Raw genomic sequence first — 16,549 nt, 5'->3', positions numbered from 1 at the left:
GTGGCCGAATCCGATGTGACGGACAACCCGAAATTGTTCGGAGTCCGGGGACTCGTCGCGGCGTGGTCGACATCCGCGGCAGCATTCGCGGGTTTCTCGCTGTTACTGCCCGTGGTGCCCTGGGCGATCGCGCAAGAGGGCGGCAGCGACACCGTCGCGGGCTCGGTCACCGCGGTGTTCATGTTCACCACGGTGCTCACCCAGATCGCGATGCCCGCGCTGCTCCGCAGATTCGGTCATCGCGCGACCCTCGTCGCGGGCTGCTTGTTCCTCGGTCCGCCGTCGCTGCTGTTCCTCGTGTCTATGGAGCCTGCCGCCGCGCTGGGAATTTCGGCGATACGGGGGATCGGCTTCGGAATGATCACCGTGGCCTCCGCTGCGCTGGTCGGTGAACTCGCACCCGCCCGTCTGCTCGGCCGCGCCACCGGCATGCTCGGTATCGCGATCGCCGCGTCGCAGATGATCGGACTGCCCACGGGGCTCGCACTGGCCGAACGATTCTCGACCACACCGGTGTTCGTGCTGGGCGCCGTCCTGTCGTCGGCGGGACTGATCGCCGCGGCGCGTCTGCCGCGCCTCGAAGCGCGCACGGGTCCGCGCCCGGCACGGATGCCGTTCGTGTTGCTACTGCTCCCGACCGTGGCGGTGGGCGCCGGCGCGATCGCGTACGGCGGTCTGACATCGCTGCTCGCCATCGCCGTGGCCGACCTCCCGGTGGCGGCGGCGCTGGCCGTGCTGAGCGGTTCGACGCTGGTGGGCCGGTTCGGTGCCGGCGCGGTCGCGGACCGGATCGGTGCGGGCCGGATGCTTCCCGTCGGGCTCGGCCTCGCCGCGCTCGCGATGGTGCCGTTCGCGCTCGTCGCGGACGGCCGGGCCGGCGCCGTGGCTCTCATCGGGGCGGCGGTGTGCTTCGGACTCGGGTTCGGCGTCGTGCAGAACGAGGCGCTGCTCATCGCGTTCCGTCGTGCGGGCTCCGAACACATCGGCTCGGCCAGCGCCGCCTGGAACATCGGATTCGACGCCGGCACCGGAGCAGGTTCCTTCGCGCTCGGCGCGATCGCGGCAGCCTCCGGTTATCCCACCGCGTTCACCGTTGCTGCGGTGCTCGTCCCGGTCCTCCCGCTCCTGGCTCGGCTCGCCGGTCCCTCGGAGCGTCCCGGGGTGCAACAGGTCGCCGAACGTCCCGGCGCGGACTAGACAGCACCTGCCACCGCACAGTGCTGTTCGTGCCGCCGCATAGAATCGACTCCATGAGCACAACCAAGGTCGCCGTCCTCGACTACGGCTCCGGCAATCTGCACTCCGCGACGCGGGCGATCGCCCGTACCGGCGTGGACGTGGAGGTCACCTCCGACCACAAGGTTGCGCTCGCCGCCGACGGACTGGTCGTGCCCGGCGTCGGGGCATTCGACGCGTGCATGCGCGGCCTTCGCAGCGTCGGTGGCGAGAAAATCATCGGTACTCGCCTCGCGGGCGGTCGCCCGGTGCTCGGCATCTGCGTCGGTATGCAGATCCTCTTCGAAGACGGCATCGAGCACGGCATCGAGACCGAGGGATGCGGCGAGTGGCCGGGAACCGTGGAGCGCCTCGACGCACCGGTGCTGCCGCACATGGGGTGGAACACCGTCGAGGCCCCCGCAGATTCGGTGCTGTTCGCCGGCATGGACCCCGACACCCGCTTCTACTTCGTGCACTCGTACGCGGCGCAGAAATGGGAACTGCCCGATCCGGAGCGGCTCGCCCCGCCGAAGCTGACCTGGGCCGAGCACGGAAGCCGCTTCCTCGCGGCCGTCGAGAACGGTCCGTTGTCGGCAACGCAGTTCCACCCCGAAAAGTCCGGGGATGCCGGGGCGCAGTTGCTGAGGAACTGGGTGAACTCGTTGTGACACGCGGCGGGGACGACGAGCCGGGTGCGAACTTCTCGCTGGCCCGGCTCGCCCTGTCCTCGCTCGGATCCGCAGCAGCGGTGCTCGCGCTCGTCACCGTGGTCATCGTGGTGCTGAAGCCGAGTCCGGGACTGAGCCTCCCGATCGCGCTCCTCGGTGTCGTGGGCGCTATCGCAGCGATGGGATTCGTGTCGGTTCGCACCACCCGCCGCGCCTTCGGACGCGGCGGGCAGAAGCGGTAGCCGCGCTACTCGCTGAGCCACACTGCGTCGAGCATCGCGGATCCCATCCCGTACATCCGTACACCCTGCACCTCCGGGCCCGAGACGACCGAAGGCGCCGAGTGGACGTAGAACACTCCCGGAGCCAGATCGACCAGACGTTGCTGTGCCACGTCGTAAGCGGCCTTGCGCTCCTCGACCGTCGTGCCGATCCGTCCGGCGTCGAGCGCGTCGTTGAGCTCAGGGTCATCGATACCCGTCGGGTTGCCCTGGGAGCGAGCGTGAAACGACGTCCACAGTGACGAGTCCGGGTCCTGGACGACGGCGGCAGCGATCGTCATGTCGAAGTCGCGGGCGGCGACCCTGGCCTGCGCTGCGGTGAAATCCATGATCTCGACGGCGATCTCGACGTTGTCGAACGCTGCGAGCTGTGCCTGGACGACTTCCGCGACCGATTTGATCTCGACGAGGGAGTACGCGAGGAACGTGAACTTCACCGGAGTGCCGTCGGCTGCCAGTTCGTCGAACAGGCGTTGTGCTTCGGCGTCGTCGGAATTCGACAGTGTGATGTCTTCGAAGAACGGCGAGGTCTCGGGGAAGAGGGTCCGGGGGACGGTGCCGGTGCCCTCGAACACCGCGGTGTTGATCGCCTCCAGGTCGAGCGCGAGGGAGACCGCGCGTCGGGCACGGGCGTCGTCGAACGGGCTCCGACGGGTGTTCATCGCGAGGTACTGACCGCCACCGAGCGGCACCACCGAGGTGGACAGTCCCGCGCTTTCCGCCTTGCTCAGGTTCGACCAACTGCTTTCCGACGCCAGTTGGGCGCTGCCGGAGGTGAGCGCGTTGAGACGCTGGTTCGCGTCGGGCACCGGGCGCAGCGTGATGCCGTCCAGGTACGGTCGCGGCGCGTCCCAGTAGCCCGGGTTACGGGTCAGTTCGAGCACGTCCTGCCGAGCCCACTTGGTGAGGGTGAACGGCCCGGCGCCGACCGGATTCTCGTCGAACGCCTGCCGGCCCTTCGCCAGTGCGGTGGGGGAGGCGATCCAGTTGAGTCCGGACAGCACCAGCGACGAGGCGAACACCGGGCTGGGGGCGACCATCGTGACCTTCAGTGTTTCGGCGTCGACGACCTCGGTGCCCGCGATCTGCGCGGCTTGCCGGATCGACTCCGATCCGTTGGCCGGGTCGCGCAGGCGATCCCAGTTGTACGCGACGGCGGCCGCGTCCAGGGCGGTGCCGTCCGTAAAGGTCAGCCCGGGCCGGAGTTTCAGGACGAACGTGCGGCCCCCGTCGTCGGTAGAGAAGTCCGTGGCCATCGAGTACTCGATCTCCAGGGTGTCGACGTCGTTGGTCATCAAGGTGCCGTACAACGCGTTGCCGAGCAGTCCGGAGTTGGTCCACACATTCGGAAGCGCGACGGGATCGAGGCTGACCGGCTCGCGGATCTGGATCGCCTGCAACGTGCCACCGGAGACCGGGTCGCCGACGGGCGTCCCGGGCGCGGATGCAGCCGAGGTGTCGCCGCTGCTGCATGCGGTGAGCGCGAGGGCCGCGACACACAGCGCGGCGAGTGTCGAAGTGACGGAGCGTCGTCGTCGGAGCATCGGTGCCTCGTATCGGATGGTGGGCCGGAAGTTGCAGCGTTCCGCTCAGAGCTCCCGCCGAAAAGAACCTTCCTATCGGCAGAGTAAAACAACGTTCTCATGTGAGCGGAACGTAGTTCTGTCTACCTCACGCGGGGGTCGGTGGGAAGAGGTCGGCGGGAGCTTGCTCGATGGGAATCGCTCAACTCGTTGGCTCTGTGCCGAAATTGGCTCGATGCCGCTCCGCAGTCGAGGACCCGGGCACTTTGGGCTATCCGTTCGCTTGCCCCTCACTCCTGGGCTCGACGCTCGCTCGGCGAGAGGGCACGAGAACCGCCGGCTGGAGTAGCTGTTACGATACGAAACGTGTCGTATACAAATCAGGATCAGTTCGACGAGACTCGGCCGAGCGCTCGTCGTGGGCGCCCTCGTGATGATCAACGAGAGACCGAGATCCTCACGGCCGTGAACTCGCTGCTTTCTGAGGTCGGGTACGAGGGTGTCACCTTCGAAGAGGTCGCCCGCCGGGCGGGCGCATCCAAGGCCACTCTCTACCGACGGTGGAAGTCCAAGAGGGACATGGTGGTTGCCGCCCTGAAAGCGGGTCCCGCACGCCGCGACGGGCCCGACGAGGTCGACACCGGAAGCCTGCGCGGTGACCTTCTCGCCTTGGGTCGCCGCCTCGTGCAGTCCATGCGCTCTGCAGACGGGCAGACCGCAATGCTGCTGCTCCAAGCAGGTCTCGAGGACCCGGAACTGTGCGAGCAAATCGAACGATCGGTGGGCCCGACCGGGTCGCGGCTACCGCAGACCGTCATCCAGGCCGCGGTCGATCGTGGGGAACTGCCTCCGGGCATCGATCCGTTCCCGTTCGAGGAAGTCGCCGGCGCTGTCATCCTGCTTCGCCGACTCAACGGACTCGAGATCGACGACCGCTATCTCGAGTCCCTCGTCGACACCGTTCTGATCCCCGCACTCCGTGCCACACCGTCCGCGAGGCATTCACTACCCGCAGGAATCTTCTCGGGCCATCCTGCCGCCCAACCGACCGACATCATTGAGAAGGAAACATCATGACCCGCTTGACTATCGACGGATTCCGATACAAGACGCTACACGGCGCCGAAGGAGTCGACCTCAACGTCGCCGTCGCCGGCGACGGTCCCGCGATCGTCCTCCTCCACGGGTTTCCTCAGACGCATTACATGTGGCGTCACGTCGCACGCGAATTCACTGCGCAGTACACCGTCATCGTCCCCGACCTGCGTGGGTACGGCGAGAGCGGTAAGCCGGCAGAGCGGGGCCCGGAAACCTACTCGAAGAGGACCATGGCCCGAGACATTCGGTTGATCGCCGAGGCGCTCGGCCACGACCGCTTCGGGCTGGTCGGTCATGACCGAGGCGCCCTCGTCGGTGTTCGCGCAGGCCTCGACCACCCGGACGCGGTGCAGTTTCTCGGGATCCTCGACGTACTGCCCACCTTGGACACCTGGGACGTCCTGCGGGGCGTAGACGCCAAAGTCGCTTGGCACCTCTATCTCATGGCGCAGCCCGTGGGTCTCCCCGAGAAGATGATCCGCGCCGTCGGACCCGAGTTCTTCGGCTCGTTCCTGGACGCCTGGGAGACCGATGCTTCGACGTTCCCGCTCGAGGTCCGCCGGCACTACGTCGACAGCTCGGTGAATGCCGTGGATTCCATCGTCGCCGACTACCGCGCCACGGCGAGTATCGACCTGGACATGGACCGAGACGACCGCGAGGTGGGCAAGCAGCTCACCATGCCCGTCGGAGTCATCTCTCAGGATTGGGGCTCCCAGTTGGGGTTCGATGCCGCGTCGCTCTGGCGGGCGTGGGCACCTGATCTGACCTATGAGCCCATCCAGGCCGGGCACTTCATGGCCGAAGAGAAGCCTGCCGAGATCGCACGCTTCATCCGCGACCTGTCTGCCCGCGCCCGCCCCTGACATCAAGCCGCCCCGTGTCGTCGGCGTCGAATGGGCTCGCCGGGCAGGACCTGGCATCAGTCTCGGAGAGCAGAAGACTGCGGCGGTCGACGCGTCTCGATGCGTACGGTCGGAAGTGTTGGAGCCTGCCGCGGCAGCACGCGATCCACGACGGGCCTGTGATCGACTCGATGCAGAGGAGTACCGCATGAGGCTGACGGACAAGGTTGCCGTGGTGACCGGTGGTGCAGGCGGAATCGGGCGGGGAATCGTCCGGGCGTTCACCAAGGAAGGTGCCCGAGTGCTGTTCGTCGACATCGACGACGACGCCGGGCGGGCGCTCGAGGAGGAACTCGGCGGCGCGGGCAAGTTCATGAAGGCAGACATTTCCGTCGAGGAGAACGCCGCCGCGATCGTGGCGGCCGCGGTGGACGCGTTCGGACAACTCGACATTCTCGTCAACAACGCACACGCCTCCCGGCAGGCACCGCTGCTCGAGACCACCCAGGAGATGCTCGACCTGTCCTTCGGAACGGGCTTCTATCCGACGTTCTGGTTGATGAAAGCGGCACATCCGCAACTCGCCGCGCAGCGCGGATCGGTGATCAACTTCGCCTCCGGGGCCGGTATCGACGGTCTGGTGACGCAGGGGTCGTACGCGGCGGCCAAGGAAGCGATCCGCGCGATCAGCCGTGTCGCCGCCAACGAGTGGGCCGGTGACGACATCAATGTCAACATCATCTCGCCGCTCGCGCTGACGGAGGGCGTCGAGGCGTACATCCAGGCGAATCCCGGCATCGAGAAGGCCTTGCTGGCGAAGACACCGCTGGGCCGCTTCGGCGACCCGGAGGCGGACATCGGCGGGGTCGCCGTTTTCCTTGCGAGCAGGGACGCCGCCTATATGACAGGGCAGACCCTGATGGTCGACGGCGGCACCATCAAACTGCGGTGACCGCAGCGGGCGGCCTCCCGTCGAAGGCGCGTGGTGGCGTCCGTCGCGCAGGCACTAATGTAGGGACAGTGAGCCTGGTCCTTTTGCCTGCAGTCGACGTTGCCAACGGTGAAGCAGTTCGCCTCGTACAAGGAGAGGCAGGCAGCGAAACCGGTTACGGATCTCCCCGCGACGCCGCCCTCGAATGGCAGAACGCCGGAGCCGAATGGGTGCATCTCGTCGACCTCGACGCCGCCTTCGGCCGTGGTGACAACCGTGAACTACTCGCCGGTGTGGTCGGCGAACTCGATGTGAAGGTCGAACTCTCCGGTGGCATCCGCGACGACGCCACGTTGGCCGCGGCGCTCGCCACCGGGTGCGCACGCGTCAATCTCGGTACCGCCGCCATCGAGAACCCCGAGTGGTGTGCCCGCGCGATCGGTGAGTACGGCGACCGGATCGCCGTCGGCCTCGACGTCAAGCTGATCGACGGCGAGTGGCGGCTGCGCGGACGCGGCTGGGTGTCCGACGGCGGAGACATGTGGGAGGTGCTCGAGCGCCTCAACCGCGACGGCTGCTCGCGCTACGTCGTCACCGACGTGACGAAGGACGGCACCCTGACCGGACCCAATCTCGACCTGCTTCGTGAGGTGTGCGCCGCGACCGATGCACCGGTCGTCGCGTCGGGCGGTGTCTCGACGGTCGACGATCTGCGTGCCATCGCCACGCTCGTCGATGAGGGCGTCGAAGGCGCGATCATCGGCAAGGCGCTCTACGCAGGACGGTTCACGCTGACCGAGGCGCTCGACGCCGTGTCCCGTTGATCCCATGACCGCATCCGTCGATCTCGACCGTCTGCGCTCGATAGCGGGTGATGTGCTCGACGAGGTGTCGGAGCGCTTCGTCGCCGGGCACGGCGCGCCGCGTTCGGTGGACAAAGGACCCAACGACTTCGCCACCGACCTCGATCTCGAACTCGAACGGCGGATTTCGGCCGAGCTCGTCGACCGCACCGGAATCGCGGTGCACGGCGAGGAATTCGGTGGTCCGGCGGCCGGCGAGGGCACCGTCTGGTTGCTCGACCCGATCGACGGCACCGTCAACTATTCGGCGGGCCTGCCGATGGCGGGCATCCTGCTCGCTCTGGTCCAGGACGGGGTTCCCGTCATCGGACTGACCTGGCTACCCCTGACCGATCAGCGGTTCTCTGCGGTAGCCGAAGGCCCGCTGTGGTTCAACGGGAAGATCGCCGAGAAATTGAAGCCGCGCCGTCTCGAGGACGTGATGGTCGGGGTCGGCAGTTTCGACATCGACAGTCGTGGCCGCGTCCCGGGCACGCAACGGCTCGCGGTGATCACCGAGTTGAGCCGGCGCGTCTCGCGCCTGCGGATGCACGGATCGACCGGCGTCGACCTCGCCTACACCGCGGCGGGCTCGCTGGGCGGTGCCGTGGTCTTCGGCCACCATCCCTGGGACAACGCCGCCGGTGTCGCGCTCGTGCGCGCGGCAGGTGGGATCGCCACCGATTTCCACGGGAAGCCGTGGCGCATCGGCTCGGGGTCGGTGCTCGCCGCCGCACCCGGAATCCACGGTGAAATACTGGACATAGTGCAATCCGCGACGAATCCGCGTTTCGAAGGAGATCGATCATGACACTGGCCGTGCGGGTCATCCCGTGCCTCGACGTCGACGCCGGACGCGTCGTCAAGGGTGTCAATTTCGAGAACCTGCGCGACGCGGGCGACCCTGTCGAACTCGCCGCGCTCTACGACGCTCAAGGCGCCGACGAGCTCACGTTCCTCGACGTCACCGCCTCGAGCGGAGACCGCGGCACGATGCTCGACGTGGTCACACGCACCGCGGAGCAGGTATTCATTCCCCTCACGGTGGGTGGCGGCGTGCGCACCGTCGAGGACGTCGACCGCCTACTGCGCGCCGGTGCCGACAAGGTCTCGGTGAACACTGCGGCGATCGCGCGTCCCGAGGTGCTGAGGGAGATGTCCGAGCGCTTCGGGTCGCAGTGCATCGTGCTGTCGGTCGACGCCCGCACCGTCCCCGCCGATCAGCAGCCCACACCGTCGGGTTGGGAAGTCACGACCCACGGAGGTCGCCGGGGCACCGGGATCGACGCGGTGGAGTGGGCGCGCCGCGGCGCCGAACTGGGTGTCGGGGAGATCCTCCTCAACTCGATGGACGCCGACGGCACGAAGGCCGGATTCGATCTGAAGATGATTGCGTCGGTCCGCGAGACCGTCGACGTTCCGGTGATCGCCTCGGGCGGTGCCGGAGCCGTCGAACACTTCGCGCCTGCCGTCCACGCCGGCGCCGACGCGGTGCTCGCCGCCAGCGTCTTCCACTTCCGTGAGCTCACCATCGGCCAGGTCAAGGACGCGATGCGCGCGGAAGGGATCATCGTCCGATGAGCGACATCCTGAACCCGGAGATCGCCGCACGACTCAAGCGCAACGACGACGGACTCTTCGCCGCGGTCGTCCAGGAGAAGTCGACCGGCGACGTGCTCATGATGGCCTGGATGGACGACGAGGCACTGGCCCGAACACTCGCGACCCGCAAGGCCACGTACTACTCGCGGTCACGGCAGCAGTACTGGGTGAAGGGAGAGACCTCCGGGCACACGCAGTACGTGCACGAGGTGCGGCTGGACTGCGACGGCGACACCGTGCTGCTCGTCGTGGACCAGGTCGGGGCGGCGTGCCACACCGGCACCCACACGTGCTTCGACACCGACGTACTGCTGGGGGCGGAACAGCCCGGCTGATCACGACACGGTGAACACGAGATCGCCCCGCGCCGAGGTGCGGGGCGATCGCTCACTGCGGCAGTTCGAAGTTGCCGAACAACACCGTTGCGAGACCGAGCGCTACGACGATATTGACGACCGTCGCCGATCCGAACACCACTACCGGGCGCCATCCCGCGTCGCGCAGTCCCTTCGCGGAGAACTCCAGGCCGATAGAGACGAACGCGAAGATCAGGAACCACGTCCGCAGGTCGTTGATGGTGGAGATATCGGCCTTGCCGTCGTCGACGAATTTCACCCACAGCGTGCCGATGATCGACGCGGCGATGAAGCCGAGCACGAATTTCGGGAAGCGCTCCCAGAAGTCACCGATGCTCGGCCGTGCCGAGCCGGGACGACGCTCCACCTTCAGCGCGAAATAGGCCGTCAAGCCCACCGCCACGAAACCGATGAGGGCGTTCTGGGTCGTCTTGACGATCGTGGCGATCTGCAGGGCGTCGTCGCCGAGGATCGCGCCGGACGCCGCGACGGCGGCGGTGGTGTCGATGTTGCCGCCGATCCAGGCTCCGGCGACGACATCGGACAGTCCGAAGACACCGGCGAGCCAGGGCAACAGGAAGATCGAGGGCAACGCGAACACGATCACCAGCGACGCGGCGTACGCGAGCTGTTCCCGCTTGGCCTGCACGGCCCCGGCCGCGGCGATGGCGGCGCTCACCCCACAGATCGATACTGCGGCGGACAGCAGCGCCCGCAGCTTCTCGTCCAGTCCGAGTTTCCCGCCGAACCACCAGCTGAACGAGAACACGGCGGTGATCAGCAGCAGACCTTGCAGGATCGCCGGCCCGGCTGCCGTCGCGAGCACGGTCAGGTTGATGGATGCGCCGAGCAGAACCAGCCCGGTCTTGATGAAGAACTCGGTACGGAAACCACCGGAAAGCTTGTCGCGCACACCCGTGCGGGTCAGGACGAGATTCCCGAGCAGGCCGATCGCGATCGCGTAGACGGGGAACTCGATCGCTCCCGCCACCCGCTCGAAGGGTCCTCCCTCGGCCCAGTCCGGGACGTTCTGCTCGAGGAATCTGGTGAGGCCACCCAGCACGATGACGACGGCTACGCCCGCCGCGGCCCACGCAGGAGCGGAGGAACGCCGTGCGGGTGCCGCCTCGACCTTCGTTGCACCGTCTGCCCGGGGCGCGCTCTCGGTCTCGACGGCGGCGTTCCGCTCGTCGCTATCTCGCGTCTTCACGGGACCAGCCCCGACGGAATCACGCCGAGCAACACGGCGGCGATGAGGATCAGGCCCGCGACGACTGCGGCCCAGTCCTCGTTGAGCAACGTGGTGCGCGCGGCATCCACACGCTGAGGTTCGTCTGTCATGAAGGCAGCCAACCAACGTGGTGGCGTCACGTCACGAATTACGGTCGGCCCGAATAGAACCAGTGACTAATCGGCCGTCATGTGCTGCACAACGTCGTTCATCGTCCCGAACGACCCGATCCCGCCCACGGCGGCTACCGGGTCAGGTCGATGACGCGTGCCCCACCTTGGGCAGCGGCACAAAGCTTCTGGACCGAGTCGTCGTCGACGGAGTAGATCTCGCATCGGCACAGCGCCTGCGTACGGCCGCCGTTGAGGACGGTCGCGACCGCCCGCAGTCGCGGGCCCTTCGCCGGACGTAGGTAATCGAGGGTCATGCCTGTCGTCACGATCGACGGGCCGAGGACCGTACCGGCGGCGAAGGTGAGTGCGTTGTCGGCCGCATAGGCCAGAACCCCGCCGTGTGCGAAACCGAACTGTTGCAAAAGGTCCGGTCTGAGCGGAATCTCCAGTTCGGCACGGCCCCTCGTGTACACGACGAGTTGTGCTCCGATCAGAACACTGAACGGTTGAGAAATGAGCGTCTGCTGGGCTTCGGCGAGTGTGCTGATCCCGGTGACGTCGTCGGGCATAACCGGAACATACACGGGAAGCATCCGGCCGGAGGCCGTGTCGACGCGCACGAACCCAAAGTGGGGAGGGCCGGTCGCCCGTGTCTCCCGATCAGCGTCCGCGGGTCTCACGACCGGTTCGGGTCCTTCGAACACTGCGCTGCATCCGCTGCAGCGCGCGTTCCAGTTCTTCCCTGTCGTCGAACATCCGCACCGAGTCGCCCGAGACCAGGCGCTGCTCACTGCCCCGTCCCGCCACGACGAGAACATCCCCGGGCCTCGCGTGGGAGGCAGCGATCTCGAAAGCGCGGTGACGGTCGCCTTCGACGACCACGTGGGCGCTCTGCGCCGCATGCGCGCCTTCGGCGACCGCTTCCCTGAGGAGCCTGGGGTCGTCGTTGTACGGACTGTCGTCGGTGACGACCACGATGTCGGCGTAGGTCGCCGCGGTGTGGCCGATCGGAAAGCGCTTTCCGGGATCGCGCTCTCCGGTCGCGCTGATCACGAGAATCAGTCGGCGCTCGGCTGCCAGCGACCGCAGGAACGGCAGTAGTTCCTGCTGTCCGGAGGTGTTGTGCATGAAATCGACCAGGCCGAGGATGCCGTGGTCTGCCTCGACGCGCTCGAGTCGGCCGGGCACGCAGGCGAGAGTTTCCAAGCCCGCGGCGGCCTGCAGGACGTCGTGCCCTGCTGCGGCTATCGAGGTGAGCGCTGTCAGTGCATTGGCCACCTGGTGGGGGCCGAGAAGGGCCAGACGGACTCCGGCGTGACCGGTCGGAGTGTGCACGGTGAAGGTACTGCCGTGAACGTCGCACCGGATCGAGTCTGCGTACACGTCGGCGCCCGGGTCGCGCGTCGAATGCGTCCACACCGGTACGTCCGTTGTGGCGGCCAACCGTCTGCCGTACTCGTCGTCGATGTTCACCGCGGCCGCTTGCGCGCGGTCGGAGGTGAACAGCGCTGCCTTGGCGGCGAAATACTCCTCCATCGTGTGGTGGAAGTCGAGATGGTCCGGTCCGAGATTGGTGAAGGCGACCGTACGGAACCGCACGCCGTCGACGCGGCCGTGGCTGACGGCGTGCGACGACACTTCCAGTGTCACCGCCCTCGCGGCCTGGTCCCGGAACTCCGCGAGGGTCCGCTGGATCACCGCGGCTTCCGGTGTGGTGTGTGTGGCGGGCCGGGTGCTCTCCGGTCCCCGGACGACGACACCACCGATCAAGCCTGTGACGACACCGGTGGCAGCGAGGGCGGCGTCGAGGAGATAGGTCGCGCTCGTCTTGCCGTTGGTGCCGGTGACGCCGTGGACCTGCAGTTCGTGCGAGGGATGGCCGTAGATCCAGGACGCCAGCCCGCCGACCCGGTCGCGTGGCCGGTCGACGATCAAGGTGGGCAGGAGTCGAGAAGGCCGGTCGCTGAGCACGGCGACGGCGCCGCGGGCCGCGGCATCGGCATCGAAGTCGAGGCCGTGGAATCGGTGTCCGGGAAGAGCCACGTACAGATCGCCGGGCTGCACCGTTCGGGAATCGTCGCTGATGCCGGTAACTGTGCGGTCGCGCCCATCGGCAGGTCCGGCAGACAGAACAACACGGAGGTGTTCAGCAACGTCGCGGATCTGGATCCCACGGTCGGGACGGCGGCGATCGTCCGGGTCGAGGCGCACAGGAGCGAATACCCGGTACGTGAAAAAACTATGTCCCGCAGTTAAGGGCGCACGAACGAGGCGGGACATCTGCCGAAGGATCAACCGACTCGGTCATGGGGTGCAGGACCCAGGAGTGCGTCCAGCGACGGCAGCGCCGAATACCACGGCACGATCAGGCGCACACCAAGTCTTTTCGCGGCTGGCTGATCGGACCTCGTGCGGGACGTCCACGGGGGCGTTTGCGAGCGACGATCGCACCCTGGTTGATGATTTCGCCACCCCACACTCCCCACGGCTCTCGGCGGGCGAGCGCTGTCTCGAGGCAGCGCGCACGCACGGAACATCCGGTGCACAGGGATTTGGCCCGTTCCACGTCTGACGGGTCCTCGGCAAACCACAGGTCGGGGTCCTCATCGTGGCACGGCAGGGCGTCGGCGCCCGCGCGGATGACATTGTCGCCTCGACCTGAGGCGGTCGAAAAGTTTTCGCTCGGCATGAGGGCTCCTGGAGATTCGATCGAAGAGCGAATGCGATGCGAACTCGGCCGGAAACGCCAAGGGCCATGGTCCGCTGCGCGGTGTCCGTGGCCGGAATCGAAGGGCTCACGGGCGGAAAACCCGAAGAACCGTCCGCCACGGGGGAGGGGCTGCCGCGCACCGGCGTCCTGGGCGGCGCGCGCAGCGGCGGGGTGTGGCGGCCGCCTGAACATCGATGCCGGCGGCGGCCCACGCGTACGCTCACACGACCCCATGTCCGCAATATTCGCACATACATTCGAATAAAAACAGACTCGGGGCTCATCGGTGGGCCGATCACAATTCCGAGGTTCGCTCGGTGTGGTGTATGCCCGGGTGCCCGCGGAGTGCTGGGACGCCGAAGGTGTCAGCTCAGTGGAACGCCGCCCACGCCCCAGTTCTCGCCGGGAACCTCGGTGATCGTCACCCACACCTTGTCCGGATTCTTTCCGGCTGCTTCGGCGTACGCCGAGGTCACCGCTGCGATGACTGCGCGCTTCTGCTCCGGCGTGAGACCTGGTGTCTGGCTGATCTGAATCAAGGGCACAGCGGCGACTCTGCCATACCCGGCACCTGGTCCGCCGGTGCCCGCCCGGCCCGGGCTGCTCGGCGTCCCGACGAATGTCACCCCGGACCTTTCGCATTGATAGAGAATAGTGTTCTCTGTATTGAGAGTTATATATACGTAAACTGAAAGTGGATAGGGGAGCGCATGTTGCTGGATCCGAGTCCGGATCAAGAGTTCTTCCGGGACACCACATCTCGGTTCCTCGCCGACCGGGTGCCCGTGGCCGAGATCCGTCGCCTCCGCCACGACCCGGCGGGGTTCGGCGCGGAATACTGGCGAAGCGGTGCCGAGCTCGGTTGGACCAGCCTGCTCGCGGGGGACGCCACAGGTGGCGGGTCGATCGGCGACCACGGCCTCGTCGATCTGACCTTGGTCGCATACGAGTTCGGTACGCATGCGGCTCCGGGCCCGCTGGTCCCCACCAACGTCGTCACCGACCTCCTGAGCCGGCACGCCGAGGCACACGGCGATGTTCTGACTTCACTCGTGGAAGGAACTGCCACCGCTGCATGGTGTTTCGAGGAGCCTCGTGCGGGCGGCGCAGTAGCCTCCGACGGTGTCGAGATCACGGTGGACGGCGACGAGGTCGTCGTGCGCGGAACGAAGCGTCCCGTCGAGGCGGCGGTCTCGGCCGACTTCCTGCTCGTGACCGGCCGTACCGGTGACGGCCTCACTCACGTGCTCGTGCCGCGTGACGCCCCCGGTGTGCGGATCGTTCCCCTGAAGTCCATCGACATCACCCGGCGCTACGCCGCCGTCGAGTTCACCGAGGTACGCCTACCCGCCACCGCGCTCGTCGGTGCCGCAGGCGGCGCCGCAGCCGACACCGAACGTGCGCTGCGAGTCGGCGCCGTGCTGGGCTGCGCAGAATCCGTCGGCGCGCTTCAGGCCGCCTTCGACCTCACGGTGGCATGGGCGTTCGACAGGTACTCGTTCGGTCGCCCCCTGGCCTCCTACCAAGAACTCAAGCACCGGTTCGCCGACATGAAGATGTGGCTCGAGGCCAGCCACGGCATCAGCGACAGCGCAGCATACGCCGTGGCGACGCAGGCAGCGGACGCGCCCGAACTCGTCTCGGCCGCAAAGGCGTACATCGGTCACTACGGCGGAGAACTGTTCCAGGACTGCATGCAGATCCACGGCGGTATCGGCATCACGTTCGAGCACGACCTGCATCTGTTCGCGCGCCGCGGCGCCGCCAACCGGTCGAACTACGGGACGCCCGCCGAGCATCGCGCCCGCATCGCCGACATCGTCGAATACCAGGAGGCCAACCGATGACCGTCGAGAGTTCGGCGACCGACCGGGATGTGGAATCGCTCGACGATTTCCGTGCCCGCGCCCGCACATGGATCAGCGCCAATCTGCAACGGTCCGACTTCGCGTCCCACATCGGGGTGCTGCGCGAGGAAAGCTCCGACGAGGAAGAACTCGCCGCGGTCCAACGGGAACGCGACCTTCAGCGCGCACTCTTCGACGCCGGACTCGCAGGAATCTGCGTGCCCCGCGAATACGGCGGGCAGGGGCTCACGCGGCCGTACCAGCAGGTACTCAACGAGGAACTCCGCGGCTACGAATACCCGTCGCGGCTACAGGTGCCCACCTTCGTGCCGTGCACCGCGGTCCTGCTCGAGTTCGGTACCGAAGAGCAGAAGCGGCGCCACATCCCCGCCATCCTCAAGGGCGAGGAACTGTGGATGCAGATGCTGTCCGAACCGAGCGGGGGATCCGATGTCGCGGGCGCGGTGACCACTGCGGTGCGCGACGGCGAAGACTGGATTCTCAACGGCTCGAAGATCTGGACCACCGGGGCATGGTGGTCGGACTGGGCGCTGTGCCTGGTGCGCACCAACTGGGATGTGCCCAAGAACCGCGGCCTGACCGTGTTCATGCTGCCGCTCAAGCAACCGTCCATCGAAGTGCACCGCATCGAAATGCTCAGTGGCTCCAGCGAATTCTGCCAGGAGTACCTCACGGATGTGCGTGTGCCCGACAGTGATCGCATCGGCGAGGTCGACGACGGCTGGACCGTGGGGACGCGGTGGATGTTCCACGAGCGGATGTATCAGAACTCGCCGTACACCACGATTCCGGCGGGTTCGGTGCGCGGCGGATCCCGTATCTCGGAATTGTTCGCGGTAGCCCGCGACGCGGGTCGGCTCGACGACCCGGTCGCACGCGATCTTCTCGGCGAGGCCCGCGCGCTCGAACTGGCCAAACAGGCACTGAACAAGCGCGTCGGGCAGGGGATGGCGGCCAGGACGATCTCGGACCAGTCCGCGAGTATCTCCCGGTTGATGTCCGGTGTGGTCGAGTCCCGCCTGGTCACCATCGGATACGAGTTCACGGGCGCGGACGGAGCCGCGTGGGACGAGGACGACGGCGCGGTTGCCGAGCGCGGAGTCGACTATTTGCTGCGCCAGGTGTGGTGCATCGCCGGCGGCACCACCGAGATGGCGCGCAACGCGATCAGCGAGCGGGTGCTCGGCATGCCGCGCGAGCGCAGCCACGATCCCAATCTCGCATTCCGCGACGTGCCGAAGGGCCGCGCTGCGGGATAGACCA

At 67.1% G+C, this 16,549-nt stretch carries 19 protein-coding genes; 12 read left to right on the top strand and 7 right to left on the bottom strand.

Features of this window, described 5'->3' with window-relative positions; translation table 11 throughout:
- From ACFWBU_RS02800 to ACFWBU_RS02790, 3 genes are read left to right on the top strand one after another with little or no spacing between them, the layout of a single operon-like run.
- Positions 1-1,197 (top strand): MFS transporter, encoded by a 1,197-nt coding sequence (locus ACFWBU_RS02800; protein WP_378527411.1) that lies wholly within the window; start codon positions 1-3, stop codon positions 1,195-1,197.
- 53 nt (positions 1,198-1,250) lie between these two features.
- Positions 1,251-1,886 (top strand): imidazole glycerol phosphate synthase subunit HisH, encoded by a 636-nt coding sequence (gene hisH / locus ACFWBU_RS02795; RefSeq protein ID WP_169620083.1) that lies wholly within the window; start codon positions 1,251-1,253, stop codon positions 1,884-1,886.
- Positions 1,883-2,128 carry a hypothetical protein gene (locus ACFWBU_RS02790; RefSeq protein ID WP_378527409.1) on the top strand — a complete coding sequence of 82 codons (246 nt, stop codon included), beginning with the start codon at positions 1,883-1,885 and terminating at the stop codon, positions 2,126-2,128. The genes hisH and ACFWBU_RS02790 overlap by 4 nt, the downstream gene beginning before the upstream one ends.
- Positions 2,129-2,133: 5 nt before the next feature.
- On the opposite strand, the gene ACFWBU_RS02785 is transcribed toward ACFWBU_RS02790, so the two are convergent.
- Entirely contained in the window at positions 2,134-3,711 is a 1,578-nt protein-coding gene (locus ACFWBU_RS02785; protein ID WP_378527408.1) for an ABC transporter substrate-binding protein, read from the bottom strand.
- Positions 3,712-4,155: 444 nt separating this feature from the next.
- Here ACFWBU_RS02785 and ACFWBU_RS02780 point away from each other — a divergent pair, with 444 nt between their 5' ends.
- The 7 genes from ACFWBU_RS02780 (at position 4,156) to hisI (ending at position 9,343) form a co-directional block, all read left to right on the top strand.
- On the top strand, positions 4,156-4,767 hold the full coding sequence (locus ACFWBU_RS02780) for a TetR/AcrR family transcriptional regulator (RefSeq protein WP_296549746.1): 612 nt from the start codon (positions 4,156-4,158) through the stop codon (positions 4,765-4,767).
- A complete protein-coding gene (locus tag ACFWBU_RS02775) occupies positions 4,764-5,654 on the top strand; it encodes an alpha/beta fold hydrolase (protein ID WP_378527406.1) in 891 nt (296 codons plus the stop codon). The genes ACFWBU_RS02780 and ACFWBU_RS02775 overlap by 4 nt, the downstream gene beginning before the upstream one ends.
- A gap of 187 nt (positions 5,655-5,841) precedes the next feature.
- A complete protein-coding gene (locus ACFWBU_RS02770; protein ID WP_169652935.1) occupies positions 5,842-6,585 on the top strand; it encodes an SDR family NAD(P)-dependent oxidoreductase in 744 nt (247 codons plus the stop codon).
- 68 nt (positions 6,586-6,653) lie between these two features.
- Positions 6,654-7,388 carry a bifunctional 1-(5-phosphoribosyl)-5-((5-phosphoribosylamino)methylideneamino)imidazole-4-carboxamide isomerase/phosphoribosylanthranilate isomerase PriA gene (gene priA, locus ACFWBU_RS02765; RefSeq protein ID WP_169620077.1) on the top strand — a complete coding sequence of 245 codons (735 nt, stop codon included), beginning with the start codon at positions 6,654-6,656 and terminating at the stop codon, positions 7,386-7,388.
- A 4-nt stretch (positions 7,389-7,392) separates the two neighbouring features.
- On the top strand, positions 7,393-8,217 hold the full coding sequence (locus ACFWBU_RS02760; protein ID WP_169620076.1) for an inositol monophosphatase: 825 nt from the start codon (positions 7,393-7,395) through the stop codon (positions 8,215-8,217).
- Positions 8,214-8,987, top strand: coding sequence for an imidazole glycerol phosphate synthase subunit HisF (hisF, locus tag ACFWBU_RS02755; RefSeq protein ID WP_169620075.1), 774 nt, complete (start codon positions 8,214-8,216; stop codon positions 8,985-8,987). The genes ACFWBU_RS02760 and hisF overlap by 4 nt, the downstream gene beginning before the upstream one ends.
- Positions 8,984-9,343, top strand: a complete 360-nt coding sequence (gene hisI / locus ACFWBU_RS02750; RefSeq protein WP_169620074.1) for a phosphoribosyl-AMP cyclohydrolase — start codon at positions 8,984-8,986, stop codon at positions 9,341-9,343. Before hisF ends, hisI begins: the two co-directional genes overlap by 4 nt.
- A 52-nt stretch (positions 9,344-9,395) precedes the next feature.
- Here hisI and ACFWBU_RS02745 read toward each other — a convergent pair whose 3' ends face one another.
- The 6 genes from ACFWBU_RS02745 to ACFWBU_RS02720 form a co-directional block, all read right to left on the bottom strand.
- Positions 9,396-10,574, bottom strand: a complete 1,179-nt coding sequence (locus ACFWBU_RS02745; RefSeq protein ID WP_296549742.1) for a YeiH family protein — start codon at positions 10,572-10,574, stop codon at positions 9,396-9,398.
- Positions 10,571-10,705 (bottom strand): hypothetical protein, encoded by a 135-nt coding sequence (locus ACFWBU_RS02740; RefSeq protein ID WP_277351054.1) that lies wholly within the window; start codon positions 10,703-10,705, stop codon positions 10,571-10,573. Before ACFWBU_RS02740 ends, ACFWBU_RS02745 begins: the two co-directional genes overlap by 4 nt.
- A gap of 134 nt (positions 10,706-10,839) precedes the next feature.
- Positions 10,840-11,277, bottom strand: coding sequence for a PaaI family thioesterase (locus ACFWBU_RS02735; RefSeq protein WP_378527476.1), 438 nt, complete (start codon positions 11,275-11,277; stop codon positions 10,840-10,842).
- A 91-nt stretch (positions 11,278-11,368) separates the two neighbouring features.
- Positions 11,369-12,751, bottom strand: a complete 1,383-nt coding sequence (locus tag ACFWBU_RS02730; protein ID WP_378527404.1) for a Mur ligase family protein — start codon at positions 12,749-12,751, stop codon at positions 11,369-11,371.
- 322 nt (positions 12,752-13,073) lie between these two features.
- Complete coding sequence (locus ACFWBU_RS02725; protein ID WP_378527403.1) at positions 13,074-13,397, bottom strand: WhiB family transcriptional regulator; 324 nt, start codon at positions 13,395-13,397, stop codon at positions 13,074-13,076.
- A gap of 386 nt (positions 13,398-13,783) precedes the next feature.
- Positions 13,784-14,044, bottom strand: a complete 261-nt coding sequence (locus tag ACFWBU_RS02720; protein WP_378527401.1) for a 4-oxalocrotonate tautomerase family protein — start codon at positions 14,042-14,044, stop codon at positions 13,784-13,786.
- A gap of 84 nt (positions 14,045-14,128) precedes the next feature.
- Here ACFWBU_RS02720 and ACFWBU_RS02715 point away from each other — a divergent pair, with 84 nt between their 5' ends.
- Both ACFWBU_RS02715 and ACFWBU_RS02710 read left to right on the top strand, forming a co-directional pair.
- Positions 14,129-15,265, top strand: coding sequence for an acyl-CoA dehydrogenase family protein (locus ACFWBU_RS02715; RefSeq protein WP_378527400.1), 1,137 nt, complete (start codon positions 14,129-14,131; stop codon positions 15,263-15,265).
- Positions 15,262-16,545, top strand: coding sequence for an acyl-CoA dehydrogenase family protein (locus tag ACFWBU_RS02710; RefSeq protein WP_169620067.1), 1,284 nt, complete (start codon positions 15,262-15,264; stop codon positions 16,543-16,545). The genes ACFWBU_RS02715 and ACFWBU_RS02710 overlap by 4 nt, the downstream gene beginning before the upstream one ends.
- Positions 16,546-16,549: the final 4 nt, after the last annotated feature.

The organism is Rhodococcus sp. NPDC060084 (genome assembly GCF_042730335.1).
GTDB lineage: Bacteria > Actinomycetota > Actinomycetes > Mycobacteriales > Mycobacteriaceae > Rhodococcus.
The sequence above is the reverse complement of the archived record's forward strand: the minus strand, read 5'-3'. Positions and strand labels throughout refer to the sequence as shown.